The sequence below is a fragment of the Vibrio comitans genome, from assembly GCA_024346835.1.
GTDB classification, from domain to species: Bacteria; Pseudomonadota; Gammaproteobacteria; order Enterobacterales; family Vibrionaceae; genus Vibrio; species Vibrio comitans.
Genome location: AP024866.1, coordinates 2,004,757 through 2,021,208 on the forward strand (window position 1 = coordinate 2,004,757; position 16,452 = coordinate 2,021,208).

The 16,452-nt window shown below is 43.3% G+C and carries 14 protein-coding genes; 7 read left to right on the forward strand and 7 right to left on the reverse strand.

The window, feature by feature from the left end:
• Positions 1-331: 331 nt before the first annotated feature.
• Entirely contained in the window at positions 332-997 is a 666-nt protein-coding gene (locus tag OCU46_RS09165; protein ID WP_167495321.1) for a glutathione S-transferase, read from the forward strand.
• Positions 998-1,168: 171 nt separating this feature from the next.
• Positions 1,169-1,492 (forward strand): hypothetical protein, encoded by a 324-nt coding sequence (locus OCU46_RS09170; protein WP_141268619.1) that lies wholly within the window; start codon positions 1,169-1,171, stop codon positions 1,490-1,492.
• 85 nt (positions 1,493-1,577) lie between these two features.
• Here the strand turns inward: OCU46_RS09170 and OCU46_RS09175 are convergent, their stop codons facing one another.
• Complete coding sequence (locus tag OCU46_RS09175; RefSeq protein ID WP_141268621.1) at positions 1,578-2,051, reverse strand: Fur family transcriptional regulator; 474 nt, start codon at positions 2,049-2,051, stop codon at positions 1,578-1,580.
• A gap of 405 nt (positions 2,052-2,456) precedes the next feature.
• On the opposite strand from OCU46_RS09175, the gene fusA reads away from it, so the two are divergent.
• A complete protein-coding gene (gene fusA, locus OCU46_RS09180; RefSeq protein ID WP_141268623.1) occupies positions 2,457-4,478 on the forward strand; it encodes an elongation factor G in 2,022 nt (673 codons plus the stop codon).
• A 179-nt stretch (positions 4,479-4,657) separates the two neighbouring features.
• A complete protein-coding gene (locus OCU46_RS09185) occupies positions 4,658-5,659 on the forward strand; it encodes a substrate-binding domain-containing protein (protein WP_141268625.1) in 1,002 nt (333 codons plus the stop codon).
• A gap of 71 nt (positions 5,660-5,730) precedes the next feature.
• Here the strand turns inward: OCU46_RS09185 and OCU46_RS09190 are convergent, their stop codons facing one another.
• Both OCU46_RS09190 and OCU46_RS09195 read right to left on the reverse strand, forming a co-directional pair.
• Entirely contained in the window at positions 5,731-6,558 is an 828-nt protein-coding gene (locus OCU46_RS09190; protein ID WP_141268627.1) for a family 16 glycosylhydrolase, read from the reverse strand.
• Between the two features lie 345 nt (positions 6,559-6,903).
• Positions 6,904-7,911, reverse strand: coding sequence for a LacI family DNA-binding transcriptional regulator (locus OCU46_RS09195; protein WP_141268629.1), 1,008 nt, complete (start codon positions 7,909-7,911; stop codon positions 6,904-6,906).
• 431 nt (positions 7,912-8,342) lie between these two features.
• Between OCU46_RS09195 and OCU46_RS09200 the strand changes: the two genes are divergently transcribed.
• Positions 8,343-9,341: a TerC/Alx family metal homeostasis membrane protein gene (locus OCU46_RS09200; RefSeq protein ID WP_141268631.1), complete on the forward strand. Its 999-nt coding sequence runs from the start codon at positions 8,343-8,345 to the stop codon at positions 9,339-9,341.
• A gap of 67 nt (positions 9,342-9,408) precedes the next feature.
• On the opposite strand, the gene OCU46_RS09205 is transcribed toward OCU46_RS09200, so the two are convergent.
• From OCU46_RS09205 to OCU46_RS09215, 3 genes are all read right to left on the reverse strand, one after another.
• Complete coding sequence (locus OCU46_RS09205; protein WP_141268633.1) at positions 9,409-10,590, reverse strand: multidrug effflux MFS transporter; 1,182 nt, start codon at positions 10,588-10,590, stop codon at positions 9,409-9,411.
• A 129-nt stretch (positions 10,591-10,719) separates the two neighbouring features.
• On the reverse strand, positions 10,720-11,934 hold the full coding sequence (locus OCU46_RS09210; RefSeq protein WP_141268635.1) for a peptidoglycan DD-metalloendopeptidase family protein: 1,215 nt from the start codon (positions 11,932-11,934) through the stop codon (positions 10,720-10,722).
• Positions 11,935-12,174: 240 nt separating this feature from the next.
• Entirely contained in the window at positions 12,175-12,765 is a 591-nt protein-coding gene (locus tag OCU46_RS09215; RefSeq protein WP_141268796.1) for a murein L,D-transpeptidase catalytic domain family protein, read from the reverse strand.
• 611 nt (positions 12,766-13,376) lie between these two features.
• Between OCU46_RS09215 and OCU46_RS09220 the strand changes: the two genes are divergently transcribed.
• A complete protein-coding gene (locus OCU46_RS09220; protein ID WP_141268637.1) occupies positions 13,377-14,531 on the forward strand; it encodes an amino acid permease in 1,155 nt (384 codons plus the stop codon).
• 127 nt (positions 14,532-14,658) lie between these two features.
• Here the strand turns inward: OCU46_RS09220 and OCU46_RS09225 are convergent, their stop codons facing one another.
• A complete protein-coding gene (locus OCU46_RS09225) occupies positions 14,659-15,519 on the reverse strand; it encodes a DUF302 domain-containing protein (RefSeq protein WP_141268639.1) in 861 nt (286 codons plus the stop codon).
• A gap of 156 nt (positions 15,520-15,675) precedes the next feature.
• Between OCU46_RS09225 and OCU46_RS09230 the strand changes: the two genes are divergently transcribed.
• Entirely contained in the window at positions 15,676-16,431 is a 756-nt protein-coding gene (locus OCU46_RS09230) for a DUF481 domain-containing protein (protein WP_141268641.1), read from the forward strand.
• The last annotated feature ends 21 nt before the right edge of the window (positions 16,432-16,452 follow it).

Sequence of the window (16,452 nt, forward strand, 5' to 3'; positions counted from 1 at the left end):
AGCAAGTGCAATTATAAATGCAGTTTTGAGATGAGATCGATGCCAAAATACGCGAGCGTGAAGAAGCTAGATTAATGTCTGGTACAACGAAATATCGGTAAGTGAGCTACGCCTACTAACCCTGTAAATCCAAAAATAAAATGAGAAATGGATGACAGGTTTAGTTATTCATATTGGCGTAATCTCCGAAAGAAATGGTGCGCTAATACTAACGAGTTGGTGAATAGTTAGTCAAGCTTGCTAACTCATAAAACTCTAGTTGTGTTCATAGTAAGACAAAACTTTGCAGCGAAAAGGTAGATTGAGCAATTTCTTTACTAAACTTAACTATATGAAATGCATACCGATACTCTATTCTTTGCAACATTGCCCCTATGCTATGAGAGCAAGAACAGCGCTTATCAAAGCCCAGCAAAAGGTGTTCATCCGAGCAATTAAACTCGACAACAAGCCAAAGGAAATGCTGATCGCTTCCCCTAAAGGGAGTGTACCTGTGTTGGTTTTACAACATGAAGAGACACACCAAACCCTCGTCTTAGAGGAGAGCCTAGATATTATGCTCTGGGCGTTGAAACAAGATGATCCTGATGACCTATTATACCAAGAAGACCCTCAAGCATTACCTTTGATGCTCTCTTTCATTGCCGAGTTTGAGTACACTTTTATCCCTTTATTTGAGTCTTACAGCTGCGCTAAACGCTACCACAACGACAACCTGAATGAATGCCGTCAAGCGTGTGAAGACTACTTAATTTCACTTGAGGAAAGGTTGGCCAAGCATGCCTTTTTGTTTTCAGAAAATGAAAGCCTAGTGGATATTGCGTTATTCCCTTTTATGCGCAAATTCGCCAAAGTTGAAAAACAGCGTTTTCGTCAAGGCCCCTATCCCAACCTGCGAAATTGGCTAAATAGCTACCTACAAAGCTCTCTATTTTCTAAGGTTATGAAGCGACATGAACTGTGGCTCGATGATCGAAAAGACTGTTATTTGGAATGAACAAGCTGAATTTGGAAATAAAAATCACAAACGGCCTTCGGGCCGTTTTTTGTAGGATCCTATCCTGCGTCAGCGATTAAACATTTTTTAACCAACAGGGTAATCTTCCGTCAACGCCAAAACACTGCAAGCCGTTTGCAGGGCATATGAAGTTTAACTAGGAGATACCCTATGAATAAGATTATCAAAACCATCCAAATAAGCATCATTACGTCTGCGCTTATTGCTGGCGCTGCGGTAGCAAGCACTAACAACCAAGTAGAGTCTACTGACGTTGTGAAAAGTGAAGCGCACGTAACAACACTCAAGTCTCAGCAACAAGCAACCATTCATGCAGTTGAGCACAATCAAGCGCTCATTGAGTTAGAAGGTACGGGTGATGTAGACCACTACATCGAAACGAATAACGCTCAAGAGGGCAAAGCGCGCACTATTCCTAAGTGTGAAAACTTGGCTGTACCTTCTGGTGTTAAAGATAGCATTCGCTGCGAATAATTTAGCGAGAGCTAATCATTCAATATCAAGGGACAGCGTTGAAACGTCGGTCAATATCAGGAATCTATAAAGGTTGAACCGGCCGCTATTGCGCTTTGCAATCTTCGCAAAGGCAATTCACTTCAAGCTGCTCGCTGGCAAATACAAAGCCAGCGTCAGCAACGTTTCGTCTTAGCTCGTTGATAAGAGCTGAATCTATACTTACTTCTTTCACTTTAAAGCAATTAGAACAGATCAAGAACTGCGCCGCTTCATGGCTATGAGAGCAAGTAATGTGCATACATGAGATGTATTTATTCGCAATTTGCAGACGATGCGCTAGGCCCTGTTCTTGAAGAAAGTCTAAGATACGATAAACCGACATCGGTGACATACTCTCCCCAAACTGCTCTTTATAAAGATCAGTGATTTCATAGGCCGACAACGCCTTTTGAGATCCGGTTAGACACAAAAGAATCTTCTTTCGTTTTTCAGTCAGTAATCCACCGTTTTGCTTACACTTAGCAGTGGCATGTTTAATGATGGCTTCCGATGTAGAGTGTTCGCGAGGGTCTTGCATAAGTTTCTTAGAATCTGCTTGTTTAGCGTAAATACGGCTTACTAGTTTACTCTATAACGTATCTATTTTCCTGCCCTTTACTTTCCTTCTCAGCCCCATCTTTTTTGTTCGTCTCCTAAACAAGGGGTTAACGCGCATCGACCAGCAAATTATCTCATCAAACATTGATTTAGATTAAATTGAAAACTGCTTAACAACTAGGCTGATCACACCAATCTTTAATGAAATTGTTCATGCTATAACAGTGTTCAATTTCCATTGAGTACGGCCTATGCGCCTCCTATCTCGCAAGATGACTTGGAAGACGACAAGGCGGGATATCCCGCCCCAAACTTCTGTTGCCTAAGTTAATTCTCAACACCCTTATTTGAGGATGCCTAAAAAGAATCTTGCAAGGAGGCCACTATGCCTATCAATCGTATTCGGAACATCGTATTTACCGGTCAAGCCGGTGTGGGTAAAACTACATTAGTGGAGAAGATGCTCTTTCATTGCTATGAAACCAATGCTCTTGGTAGTGTTGATCGAGGTGATACTGTCACCGACTTTGACGAGCAATCCATTTATTATCAGCACAGTATCGAAGCCACCCCTGTCACCCTGAGCTACAAAAAACATCGTCTCAATGTTATTGACACTCCTGGGCAAAATGAATTGCTAGGAAGAAGCCTAAGCGTTTTCCCTGCCGTAGAAACCGCGGCGCTTGTTATCGACCCCAATACCCCGATTAATCAAACCGCACGCCGATTGTTTGATTTCGCTAAACAGCGAAATAACTGCCAGATGATTGTTGTCAATAAGATAGACATACACGCAAAGCAGTTGCCGGAACTTCTTGAATTGATTCAAACAACCTTTGGCAGTAACTGCTTACCACTAAACTTACCAAACCAAGATGGAACCGATGTTGTCGATTGCTATTTTGAGCCTGACTACGCTATCGAAACCTCTATTCAAGCTGTTGAAACCGCCCACGAAGCCTTAATTGATCAAGTGGTAGAGCTAGATGAGGACCTAATGGAGGTTTACCTAGAACAAGGTTCTTCGCTAACCGCAGCACAATTACACGACCCATTTGAAGAAGCGATGCGCCTAAGGCATATCGTCCCTATTTGCTTTGTCTCCGCTGAAACAGGCGCAGGGTTAGAATTGCTGCTTAAAACTCTAAGTGAGCTCATGCCAATGCCTAATGAAGGCAACCCTCCTCTGCTGGAGAAAGACGGCAAATTGACTCCAGTGAACTGCGAAACTCTAGAACACACTGTTGCCCATGTATTCAAGGTCAGTGTTGACCCGTATATGGGGAAAATGGCTTACTTAAGAGTGTTCCAAGGAGACCTGCATACCGGTAGCCAACTCTTTATCGATGAAAGCAACAAGGCGTTTAAGATTGGACATCTTTATCAACTGCAAGGCAAAACTCGTAATGAAATTGACCATGCTAGGGCCGGAGATATCTGCGTAATCGCTAAGGTCAATGAACTCAACTTTGATTCAATTGTTCACGACTCTCATGATGAGGATGGCGTCAGCTTAAAAACCTTAGACTTCCCAAGCCCTATGTACTCGCTATGCCTAAAACCTAAAAGACGCGGTGACGAACAAAAGTTGGGAGAGGTACTACAACGTATCGCCTGTGAAGACCCTACCTTGAAGATTGAACACCGCCACCGCAGTAACGAAACCTTACTCTCTGGACAGGGCGAATTTCACCTTAAGGTCGCACTTGAGAAAATGGCCAAGGTTTACAAACTAGAAGTCGATACCTCCCAGCCAAGTGTTGAATACTTTGAAACAATTACCCGTGAAGCAGAAGCGCTATATCGCCACAAAAAACAAAGTGGCGGTGCCGGACAATTTGGTGAGGTGAAGCTAAAAGTCAAACCCCTTGCCAGTGGTGAAGGCTTTAGATTCGTCAATAAAGTGGTGGGTGGCGCCATCCCTACCTCACTGATCCCTGCGGTTGAAAAAGGAGTGCGTCAAGGCTTGGATGAAGGAACAATTTCCGGTAACCCAATACGAGACATCGAAGTGACGGTATTTGACGGTAAACACCACTCCGTTGATTCGAAAGAAATTGCCTTTGTAATCGCAGGTAAAAAAGCCTTTCTTCAAGCTGTTGCGGATGCGAACCCTATAGTTCTCGAACCAATTGTGGATCTCACTCTAGAGCTTCCAATCAATAGCGTGGGAGATGTAACGGGTGATCTTGCAGGGAACAGAGGGCTTGTAGAAGGCAGTGAGAGTATCAGCATTGACCATACCTTAATAATGGCTAAAGCGCCTCTCAATGAGCTTCAAGATTATTCGAGAAGACTTAAAGCAATGACTGGCGGAGAAGGTACCTTTACCATGAGCCTCAGTCACTACGAGCCAGCCCCTCCACTGGTTCAAAAGCGCGTTTGTAAGGAGCTAGATCCAGCGTAATTAGCTTGGCAAAAAAGCCCAGCACCAGAGGAAATTCTCTGGTGCTTTTTTATCTGTGCCAATAGATAAACGACCTTCGCAAATCAGATAAAAATCAGAACAATCAAAGACTTTCTATCCAGCGATAAGATACATTAGTACGTCACTATCAATTCAAACCCTGCCATCAACCTATTTGTATGAAAAAGCCTACCGTTTATGATGTTGCCCGCCTTGCAGGCGTTTCCGTGAGTACAGTTTCTCGCTTTAACAACCAATCGGGATACATAGCGAAACAAAAAGTCCAAGCTATTGAACAGGCTATATCGGCACTCGGCTTTAGCGCAAAGGCCACAAAACACTCTGGCAACAAAGCTCGTAGCATGAGGATTGGTGTGGTGGTGCCCACATTCGATAATTCTTACTTTGCGAGCATCTTAAACGGCATGAATCATTGCGCTCAAGGTAGCGCCTATAGCTTGCGAATTGAGAGCTCACGCTTTAGTAAGGTTCGAGAGCAGAAGATCATTAAGCAGATGCTCGACTTGGGTGTAGATGCCCTGATATTAGTAGTCAGCTTACTCAATGAAGATGAGATCAAACACTTAGTCGGTGAACTTCCCATACTCGTTGTCGCAGGCTCAGACAAAGGCTCTCTACCAATACTCAAGATCGACAATGTGATTGCAGGAAAGATTGCCACTAACCACCTAATACAGCTAGGGCACTCCAAGATCGTTCATGCCCATGGTCGCTTGACCGAAGGACCCGATGCGCAAGACCGACTTGATGGGTACAAACAAAGCTTGCTAGAGGCCGGGTTACAAGTCGATCCAAGGCTCATTATCGATGGCGGATACTATTCTGAATCCGCCTACAATGCCGTTCTTCAGCTTATCAATGATGAGATTTCATTCAGCGCTGTCTTTGCTGCCAATGACTTAAGTGCTTATGGAGTCATTCAAGCACTAAAAGAACATGATATCTGCATCCCGCAGCAAGTATCTGTCATTGGATTTGACGACCTCTATACCTCTGAGATATTTACGCCATCCTTAACCACCATACGTCAGCCTCTATATGAAATAGGTGAGATTGCGCTGAGTCATATCTGCGACATAATGAGTAACAATGCAAGTAAGCCTTTATTTCCACCCGCAGAGCTCATTGTCAGAGACAGTACCTCTAGGAAAGGTAGTTAGATAAAAAAACCGCCAAGCCAAAGGGGCAAAGCGGTGTTCAAAAGATCTAAGTAAACGGTGGTGATTCGGCGCTATTTAATGCCTTTGCTACCTGCCGTTAAGCCAAGTATTAGCATGTCATCTTTGATGATCACGTTCTCTGGTGCGAAGGTAACGAGGTTGGATTCAAAGCCCCAATCTCCCTTGCCCCAACGCTCACTGTCAAAAGAGGTAAAGTCATCGCGCCAATCTAGCTCAAATTCGCCATTTTCATAGCTATGATATTCAATCCAGTCTACGTATTGATACAGAGGTAAATCTTCCTTATTAAATTTACCAACCCATTCAGCTGCTTCTGATATCCATAGATTCATACGGTAGCTTTGCGGAGCAGAGCGCATATCAATAACCTGCTGAGAATTTTCAGCTCGCTCTGTGTAGACTTCTTTACCATCGACTAACCAACTGATCTCATCTGGTGTCCAAATAACGGTAAACTCATGAAATTCATCCATATTCGCCAACTCATGAATATTCTCAGAGTGGATTCGATTTACTGAGTCACCGGTGATTAAATTGGTTTGGAATTGATTTGGGTTCTTGCCGATCACTTCAATATCAATCTCACGCCAAGGTATGCCACCCTGCCAAGACTCATTGTCATAAGTAAAGAACGATGAAACGACACCAGGGTTTGACACCATTTTCATTCGAACGACAAACTTTCCAAACTTCACCTTATCTTTGCTGTAAACCTCTGCGCCATACAAAGGCACATCAGAGGTATTTAGTTTACCCGATGCTGCCATGGTGTCTTGATTCACATTCTGGTTTTCTGCAGGAGCACTGCTGCTTGATGTGCATCCTATAAGGACAGAGCTCATCAATAACGCACTACCCAGTTTAGCAATTCGATTCATTATTTCTTCCCTTAAGACCGTTAAGACTATCTAGACACGCACAAATCAAACTGCATCGAATAGAGCATTATTTTCAATGTGTTTTCTGCTCTATCCACAATGCTGCTTTTGACTGCAGGTATTCTAATTAACTGAAATCATTATATTTATCTGCAAGAAGATTTGTTCAAAATGCTATGAATAGTGAGAGGTACAACCGCCAGTATCTTTCATGAAATTTAACCATTAAAAACAAAGACTTAAGGTGCTTATTGATGAGTTTGTTTCACGATGCATTATGGGTTTGTGGCTAGGATCGATATGCGGTAATTCAAACAAGAAGACGGACAAACAAAGAGAAGATTGTTAGCCACTAAGGGCAACCTTATCGGTACTGCCTCTGACAATCAGCTCTAACTCTAAAGCAGGAAAGCTCACCGTTTTTCCTGCAATCATAGCCATCATCTGTTGTATGGCCATTTTTCCCATTTCCGGCAAGGGCTGCTTTATTGTTGTCAGTTTCGGTAGGAACACGGACGCTGCTGGCGAATCATCAAAGCCAACCACTGATACTTGCTCTGGCACCTTGATACCATTTTGCAGCAAGGTTTTAATTGCCCCTAACGCACTAAGATCATTAGCCGCAAAAACTGCTGTAAACTCAATATCTTGATCAATCAATGATTGCACTGCTCGGGACGCACGGCTAGCTCTATAGCCACCATCTAAACTCAGCTTCGCATCATGATCTATTCCTGCACTTTCAAGGCTCTCTCGATAACCAATGCTGCGTTGCAATGAGTCCTTATTGCCTAACTCACCGCTATAAAGATGAACAATATTTCTATGACCAAGTCCTATAAGATGATCGGTAGCTAAGCGTCCACCAGCGATATTATCAATACTTATATGTGGGTAAATACCTTCGCTTACACCAGCAACAACCAAAACGGGCAACTCACCAACGATCACCTTTATTTCAGCTTCAGACAAGCTATTAACAAGAACAATAAGTCCCTCAACCCCTTGTTTAAGCATCCGCTGAATCACATTCGCTTCTCGTGCTTTATCCCAATGGCTCGTCTCGATGACAAGACGATAGGCACTATTTTGAATCGCAGGATCCATGCCATCTAAAGTGCTGCTAATGAAGGAACTATCGAATGTCGGAATCATTAAACCAATCAGTTTCTCTTTGGTTTTCACCACTTTCTGCTTGGCATTTAAAGGAATGAAACCCAACTCTGATATAGCCCGTTCAATGGCCGTTATTTTCTGCTCAGCAATAGGAGTTGTTCGATTGAGATAGCGTGACACCGTGCTCATAGAAATATTGGCAGCTTCTGCGATATCTTTTGCAGTAGGTGTTTTCATTCAATTTTTCAGATGGTGAGTAGGAGAAAAAATTATACCGATTATTCAGTGTGTTGCCGTTAACTAACTCTAAAAAAGATGGCAAGCAAGATAACAAAAAAGCCTCCGCTTAAAGAGTGACTCTGTCATTCCTTTTAGTTTGAGGGACGTCACCAAACAAAAATTTAATACGCTAACCACAAATACTTTTTGTTGGCTATTGACCAAAACAAGCCTATGATGGCCCTGTTTTGGGGAGTAGTTAGCGCAAGTTTACTTATCGTCATCCCGTTAAGCGCATGTTTAACCGGTAAGTAAAGGTGATTGGTTGATATCCAGTCACTCCAACGAGACCAACGCATTCATTGATCAGCAGCATACCGCGTATGCCTGTTGGTTTTTATGTTTTGCGGAAGGTCACCTAAAACCCGTCCTTCTGCTCAGGAGGAAATATGTCCCCTATTCTAAATGCTACCCAATTAAGTTCCTCTGCTCCGATGCAAGAGTCGCTGAGTATGTATGGCGTCTTTGGTCTACTGACCCTTGTTCTAGTTGCACTGGACATCTACCAAACTCGCGGTGGCTCAGTAACCATGAAGAAAGCACTTGGTTGGAGTATTTTCTGGTTTGTGTTGGCGTTTGTATTTGCTGCCTCTATTTACTTTTTCTGGGATTTCTATGCACCGCACAGTGTGTACTCTTCTGAGAAAGCAACAATAGCCTTTTTAACCGGCTATCTATTAGAGAAGTCCTTAAGCGTTGATAATCTATTTGTATTTGCAATCATCTTCACTCAATACAAGGTGCCGGAACACTTGCGGCCTAGAGCGCTACTATGGGGTGTTATTGGTGCTCTGGTATTGCGTGCCGTTATGATTGTTATTGGCGCTAAACTACTGGCAGAGTATCACTGGGTATTGTACCTATTTGCAGCGTTCCTGATTTGGACAGGTATTCAATTGGCTCGCGATAAAGGCGAAGAGGAAGAAATAAATCCTTACCCAGAACAGTTGATTCGCAAATTCCTACCAGTGTCCGATGACTATCAAGGTAACAGCTTGGTATTCAAACAAGCGGGTAAATGGATTGCCACACCAATGCTGATTGTGGTGGGAGTCATTGCGGTGATGGATGTGATGTTTGCTTTGGATTCAATACCTGCAATCTTTGCGGTAACACAGCAACCTTTCTTGGTACTGGCGGCCAACGTGTTTGCGCTCCTTGGGCTGCGTTCTCTGTACTTTGTATTGCAAGCGATGTTGGATAAGTTTATTTACCTCAAGCCAGCGCTTTCGATCATCATGATCTTTATTGGTATAAAGATGGTGTTGGTGGGCACAGAATATGCGATAGCAACCACTTGGTCTTTAGGTTTCTTAGTCACGATTATGAGTAGTGCGGTTCTAGCATCTATGTATAAAAATCGCATTAGCGAATTATCTAACTCATAAACAGACAAACGGACACTCGTTTCGATTCAATCCATTCAGGCTAGCCATTCGCTAGCCTTTTGTTTACCTAATCTTGCATGGATAAAATTAACGGCACACCAACAAAACAGGCCAGTAATACGCTGGTTATCGGCAATATACCTGAATCTGGGTAAACTGCGATGTCTGATGAAAGAGACAATAAAGCACCACCAGCGGTCATTATGGCTCCGCCCAAACCCGACGCTGAACCAATTAATGTCGGAGCAACATTCAGCATTCGAATGGTCGCACTAGGAATAATCAATCCATTTCCCAGGCCAACGAAAAACATCAAACCAAAGAAAACGCTTGGCATGTCAGCGCCGCAATTGGCGATAATAATGATGCCTATAAGACCAAGGGCAGCAACCCCACTGCCCATTCTTATCAGCACTTTTGAACAAAAGGTCTGACTTAAATGGCTTGTCAGATAGTTTCCAAGAAAATAACCTGCTGGGGTCAGGGCAAAATATAAGCCAAACGAAGACGGTGACAAGTCGTAGTGCTTGGTCGCAATTAAAGGCCCTGCCGATAGAAAGATCAAAAACGCGCCATTGGACAGCATGGTAACCAGTGAGTTACTCACAAAGTGCTTATCCTTAATAAGAGTTCTAAATCCTTGATTTCGAGTATTAGACGACTGGTTTATTTGTTGTGCAGTCTCCCCCATATCGAAATACGCTAGCACACCAACCATCAACGCAAATGCCAACAGAAAAAGAAAGGCGGCATGCCAATCAAAATACTCGCTTAAGAAACCGCCAAGGGTCGGAGAAATCATAGGAACTAGAGACATTCCCATCATGATATAGCTCATTCTGCGCATTGCCAGTGGCCCAGAATCAACATCTCTCACTACCGTTCGCGCAATGATAGCCACAGTAACAACCACAGCTTGAAGCATTCTAAATAGCATGAATAGCCAGATGTTTTCGGACAATAGGCAACCTAATGTTGCCAATGAAAACGCAACGATAGCCCCTAGCACGACAGGCCGGCGCCCATATCTATCCGATAAAGGACCTGCAAAAAGCTGAACGACCGCAGTCATAGCTATGTAGCCAGAAATAGAGAGCTGAATGACGGGATAGCCGACGTCATAGTACTCAGCCATATGAGGCAGTGACGGCAAAAAGATACTCATTGCCATCGCAGCTAATCCTGTCAACAACACTAGGGTCAATGTTGACGGTGCTGAGCATCGCTGTGTTATTGATAGTTGAGTCATATAGAGTAATTTACATGCATCTTTGAAAGTATTGGAATCATACCTGAATCTTCAACCCTATATTAATCACTTATGTATGATTAAATCCATCAAAACAAATAAAAGCCACTAATTAAAGAGGATTCAGTGCTAGATAGTTAAGTTATCAAACTTAGCAATTCGCGCAGCAAACGACTGTTTGTTTTCTTTTGAGATGGAACTTGCCATCGGTAGATCGGCTTTCATTGGATCAACCGCGCGGTTACGCACCAGTACTTCAAAATGCAAATGGGGGCCCGTTAACCGTCCTGTCGCTCCGGCAATAGCAATCTTTTGCCCACGCTCAACATAATCACCTCGCTTAACTAAGAAGCGGTCAAGATGGAGATAGCGAGTGGTGTAAACACTGTTATGCTCGATAACAAGGTACTTTCCTGCATAAGGGTGATTCCTCACTCCAACTACCCTTCCGTCGCCAGTTGAATACACTGCTGCTCCGACGGGTGTCGCAAAATCCGTTCCGTTGTGAGGGCTAATGCGACCCGTCACTGGATGCTTGCGCCTAGGGTTAAATGACGAGGTGATTCGACGATACTGTGCATTAACAGGATAGCGATTAAACGCCCTCTCCAAGCTATTTCCTTCTCGGTCATAGAAACGACCGTCATCAGCCAAAAAGGCCGCCACCTCTTTTTTCGCTAACTTAAAGGAAATGCCCTTAATCTCACTATTTCCTGTCGGGTGATCATCTAGGTATTGTGTATTGATCAACACATCGAACCGGTCACCCGCCCTAAGTTCACGAGCAAAGTTAATTTTATCGTGCAAAACACGAGTGATATTGGCTATCTGATTAGAACTCAAGCCAATCTTGTGAGCCGATAATGAGAAACTACCTTCAACGGTGCCAGAATACAGAGTTTCTCTCCACTCACCTTGCTCCTCGATAAAGTTGTAATCAAACTCACCGGTTTCGATTTGAGTATAAGTCGCACGTTCAACCAAGCTGATATGGTAGGTCAGAGATAGAATCTGCCTGGTTGTGCTGTCAATAACAAACTCAAGGTGATCCCCTGGCTTTATCGTATCGAGTTGCAGTGGGATCTCATCCGCTGATAACACCTGTTGTAGGTTGCTATAGGGTAGCTCCCACGCAGAGAAGATATCACTAAGGGTATCGCCAACTTTAACGAAGTAATGAACACGAATAGGCGTTTGCTCACGCTCAACCTCAGGTGCTGGCGTTATCAAGATTTCGATCGGTTGCTTGTTCTGGGGTGTTGATTGCAGTGCTTCAGGTAGTAACAAAGCAAGCGTAAAAGCGACTATAGCAATAGCCAAAGCAATGAGTCTAAAGTGTTTCATGAAATATCGTGCATAGTAGAATTGCCGAAATGTTATAACATAACAATCAACTTAAAAAGCCTGATTATGAGCTTGATTGAACGAGTGAATTAAAACTGCTCGTAAACTCATTGCATGTTGAGAAAATGGACGTCAATTAGGTTGAATCAATACCGATACAGAGCCTTAAAAAACAACGAAGCCCGCCGATAGAATCGACAGGCTTACACAATCTAGGTCTGTATCTAAAAGAGCGCAGTATTACGCACTTGCGTAAATAACACTACCGCCCTTGATCATATCGATGACCTTTTTATTCACCTCTGGCGAAAGTGCCGGGCATCCCCAACTACGGCCAAGATAACCATGCTTATTAATGAACTCTTTGGTCGCATAGTCTGCTGCGTGCACAACAATATGGCGATCTCTTGCTTTGTCATTCAACCCTTCACTCACACCATCTAAGCGCAAAGAGTAACCATGATTACCGTAATAGGTTTCATTGGTTAAGAAAACACCTAGCGAGGTTTGCCGAGAGCTCATAATGTTAGAAAACTCAGTCGCTGTTTTACCACCGCTGTTTACGCCGTGGGCTACATAGGTTTCAAAGGCTAACTTTTCTTTTTCAAGGTCAATAACAAAGAAGCGCTTTTCCGTTGACGGACGCTGATAATCAATAATAGTCAGTACTGGCTTTTTCGCACCCTCGGTGGATTCATATGCCAGATAAGCATTTTTGAACAAATCAAAGTCCATCACACCTTCTAAACCGATGGTGTGATACTTGTCTTCAATCTTGTTAACTTGAGATGTTTTTTCGACGGTTTTTGCGGTTACTGCACTCGACAACATTAGTGCCGACAAAAATAAAAATAACGATTTCACAGGCAATTATACTACTCACAAATAGAAATTTATGTTCGCTTACCCATGACGTTCTATTATCCCTTTTTGTCATATGTAAGGCTAAGATTCAGACCGGAATTGTATATTAATTGATCAATTATTCAAGTCAGAATTGTGTTAACAAGCGTTTCTTGTATTGAAAACAATGTTTGCATCGCAGACCATGATTATGCCGATGATTATTTGGCCGGTTAACTATCTATCCTTTGCAATCCTCATCGTCCTCTATAAGATGAAGTTATCTCAGTTCGAGATCACATAGTTCAGGATTTACTATGTTTGTTTCAAAGGATTGTCTTTTTATTCAGGACATCTTTATGATTTTCAAGATTACAGCACCAATTATGGAGCCCACTGAAGGGTCACCACACCAAACAGTTCACACTCAAAAAGCACACCTATCCCCTTTTGCTCTTCCTTGCACTTGCAACTCCCTCTTGCCGTCATATTCATTTTCTCGATTTTATTTTTCGTATTGATTCTCATCGACTAATCACTACGCCTGCGCGCACGCGCATGAATTCAAAATTTAATTAATATTTACGGTTTTATAGAAAATGAATACAAAACTTCTGGGTAGCGCCCTTATTATCTCTGGCACCGCGCTTGGTGCTGGCATGCTTGCAATTCCAATGGTATTGGCTCAGTTTGGCCTAGTATTAGGCACACTTTTGATGGCTTTTATTTGGTTTGGTACTACCTACTCTGCACTGCTTCTTCTAGAGGCAACTATCAAGTCTGGCGGCGGTTTAGGCCTTAATTCAATCGCTCGAGCATCCCTAGGCAAGGGCGGACAACTCGTAACTAATGGTCTACTTTACGCACTGCTTATCTGCTTATTAATGGCATACATCTTGGGCGCTGCAGATCTTCTCTCACAGGGCGCAGCCGCTTTAGGGCTTTCTTTAAGTTTCACTCAAAGCCAGATTCTATTCACCTTGGTCGCTGGAGCTATCGTAGCCTGCGGTACGGGTGTGATTGATAAGCTCAACCGCGCACTCTTCTTAATCATGATTGCGAGTCTGCTTTTAACCCTATTTGCACTGCTTCCAGAGTTTTCAGCGCAAAACCTAGCCCAAGTGAGCAATAATGATCATTTCGAGCTTATCAAGACCAGCGCAGTACTCTTCACAAGTTTTGGTTTTATGGTGGTGATCCCCAGCTTGGTCAGTTACAACAATGATGCGACAGACAAACAACTGCGTAATATGGTGATTATCGGCTCTCTGATCCCACTGTTCTGCTACTTATGTTGGCTCTTTGCAGTTGTCGGTAACTTGCCACCGGAGCAACTAAAACAGTTCTCGAGTGTTTCCGAGTTGATGGCAGGATTTGAACACGAAGCTCCTTGGATTGGCACTGTTCTGTCACTCTTTACCGGTCTTGCGCTACTTACCTCTTTCTTCGGTGTAGCCATGTCGCTATTTCATCAAAATAGTGACACTTTTAAACAAAATCGGTTAGTCACCTATGTTCTGACCTTCGTATTCCCACTAGTTGGCGCAATTTTAGCGGCAGATCAATTCTTATCGGTACTGGCTTACGCTGGAATAATCTTAGTGTTCCTTGCTGTATTTGTTCCATTAGCCATGGTGTACAAATTGCGTTGGGCCGATACCCTAAGCGATCGTTATTCCGCGGAAGGTGGCAATAGTATGATGCTGTTTGGGCTGGTATTTGGCGGCTTCTTGTTGATGTCTCAGATGGTCTAAACCGACGCATTCTTGATGGTCTATCCGAGCCATTGCACCAATGGCTCGGGTATTAAAAATATTACTCCGTCAATTTGTCCATTCAGATAGATTAGCTAGACCTGCTTACGTTACGAATTGCCTTGTTCTATTTTTCTACTGCCTTTGAGATTGTTTTCCCCAACATGGTATTTACAACCCTATGTGGTAGTGCTGAATCTTGATAATGAAGACGGGCCATATCAACGATGTCGTTATAGGCTACAACTACCTTATCACCTTGTTGATAAACCAATACTTTTTGCCCAAACGTATCCAGACCTATGCTCATGAAGTCTTTCATTGCTTTGGCGCCAGGCCCTGGAGCACCAAAGACTAGCAATGTAGCATTTGGTAGTGTTACCCCAATAGCTTTAGCCTGCTTGCTGTAATCAAGCGTCAGAAACCACTCGGTTCCATCTTGGGCAAGTACATTGCTTTTGATACTCTCGATAGTGCTATTAAAATCCATCTCTGAATCAATTCGCGTTATACCATAACCTTTTTCCAGCCCTTGTGTACTAGCTGGCATTGCATCTGGCACAACACTGACCAACTGTTCTACGTTACCTTCAAATTGGGCTAAGGCTTGAGTGTTATTTAAGCCATAACGGATCTGCAAGAACTGTGCGTTGGTATATCGTGTTTTAATCTCCCCATCTTCTGAATAGCTCAATACCCGAAATGGCAAGTCTAAACCAACTTCTATGTTTTGCTTTAAAAGCTCCGTGTTGAGCTTATCATCAGAAAACAGTTCAACTCGGCTTGCTGAAAGGTCTTGCTCGGCTTCGCTTGCTAAACGCGAGTGATCGATTGAAAGCACGGGCTCTAAATTCAATTTATTTGCATTCGCTGCGATCAGTCCTACCCTGCTATCGACTAATTCCAGATCTTGCTGCGTTTGCTGTGGCACGCTACTACACGCAGTAATAACAACTGAGCTAAGAAGTACAGCAATTATGTTTCTCATATATCCATCCTTTGTGATGATTTCAGCCCAATAGCTAGGCACAGAGTTTGTAATTATGTTATCTGGACAAATAAATACTTGTTGCGAAGTTGTAAACAAGGCTAATATATAAATCAATACCTTACAAACATTTCATACACATGGATTAGTGAGATTATGAAAAATCTGTTAAAAGGAATCTATGCCACCCTGCCTCTAGCAGTATTGGCCTCTCCCTCTGCTCTTGCAGCGCAATCAACTGAGCAAGAATCTGCTTGGAAGCACTCTATCGAGATTTACGCGCTAGCGCTTAATATTCGTGGTGATAGCAGGATTGGCGGGGTCTCAGCCGACGTCGATGTCGATCCTGAGTTCATCATAAACAATATCGATATTGGTGCGATGTTGCATTGGGAAACACTATATCGCAACACATGGGGCTTTTATCTCGACTATAGCTATATGAAACTGTCTGGTGATGGCCCTAGCAATACGAACAACGAGATAAAGATTAGGCAGGGCGTTTTAGAGGCAAAAGTATTCAAACGTTATAGCTACGATTTTGGGTCTGTCGATTACATGGCTGGAATAAGGTGGTGGGACAACGATATAGATTGGTCTATTCGCGGCCCAAATGGCAACTTAGATCGAAACCCAGATGTGGAAGAAGACTGGGTCGACTACCTCATCGGAGCACGTTTAACCTCTCCTCTCAGCGAGAACTGGGACTTCTACCTCAATGGTGATATTGGACTCAGTGGTGATACGGATTTCACTAGCTCTGTGCAAACCGGCGTACGTTATCACATCAATTCTTGGTCTGATCTCAACCTAGCCTACAAGTCCACATGGGTTGATTACGACAACGGTGACTCCTTTGCCTACAACACGGCATCGCAAGGCTTCTTGATTGGCTGGGCCGCTCACTTCTAACTTTTTGTTTCACTCGATGTA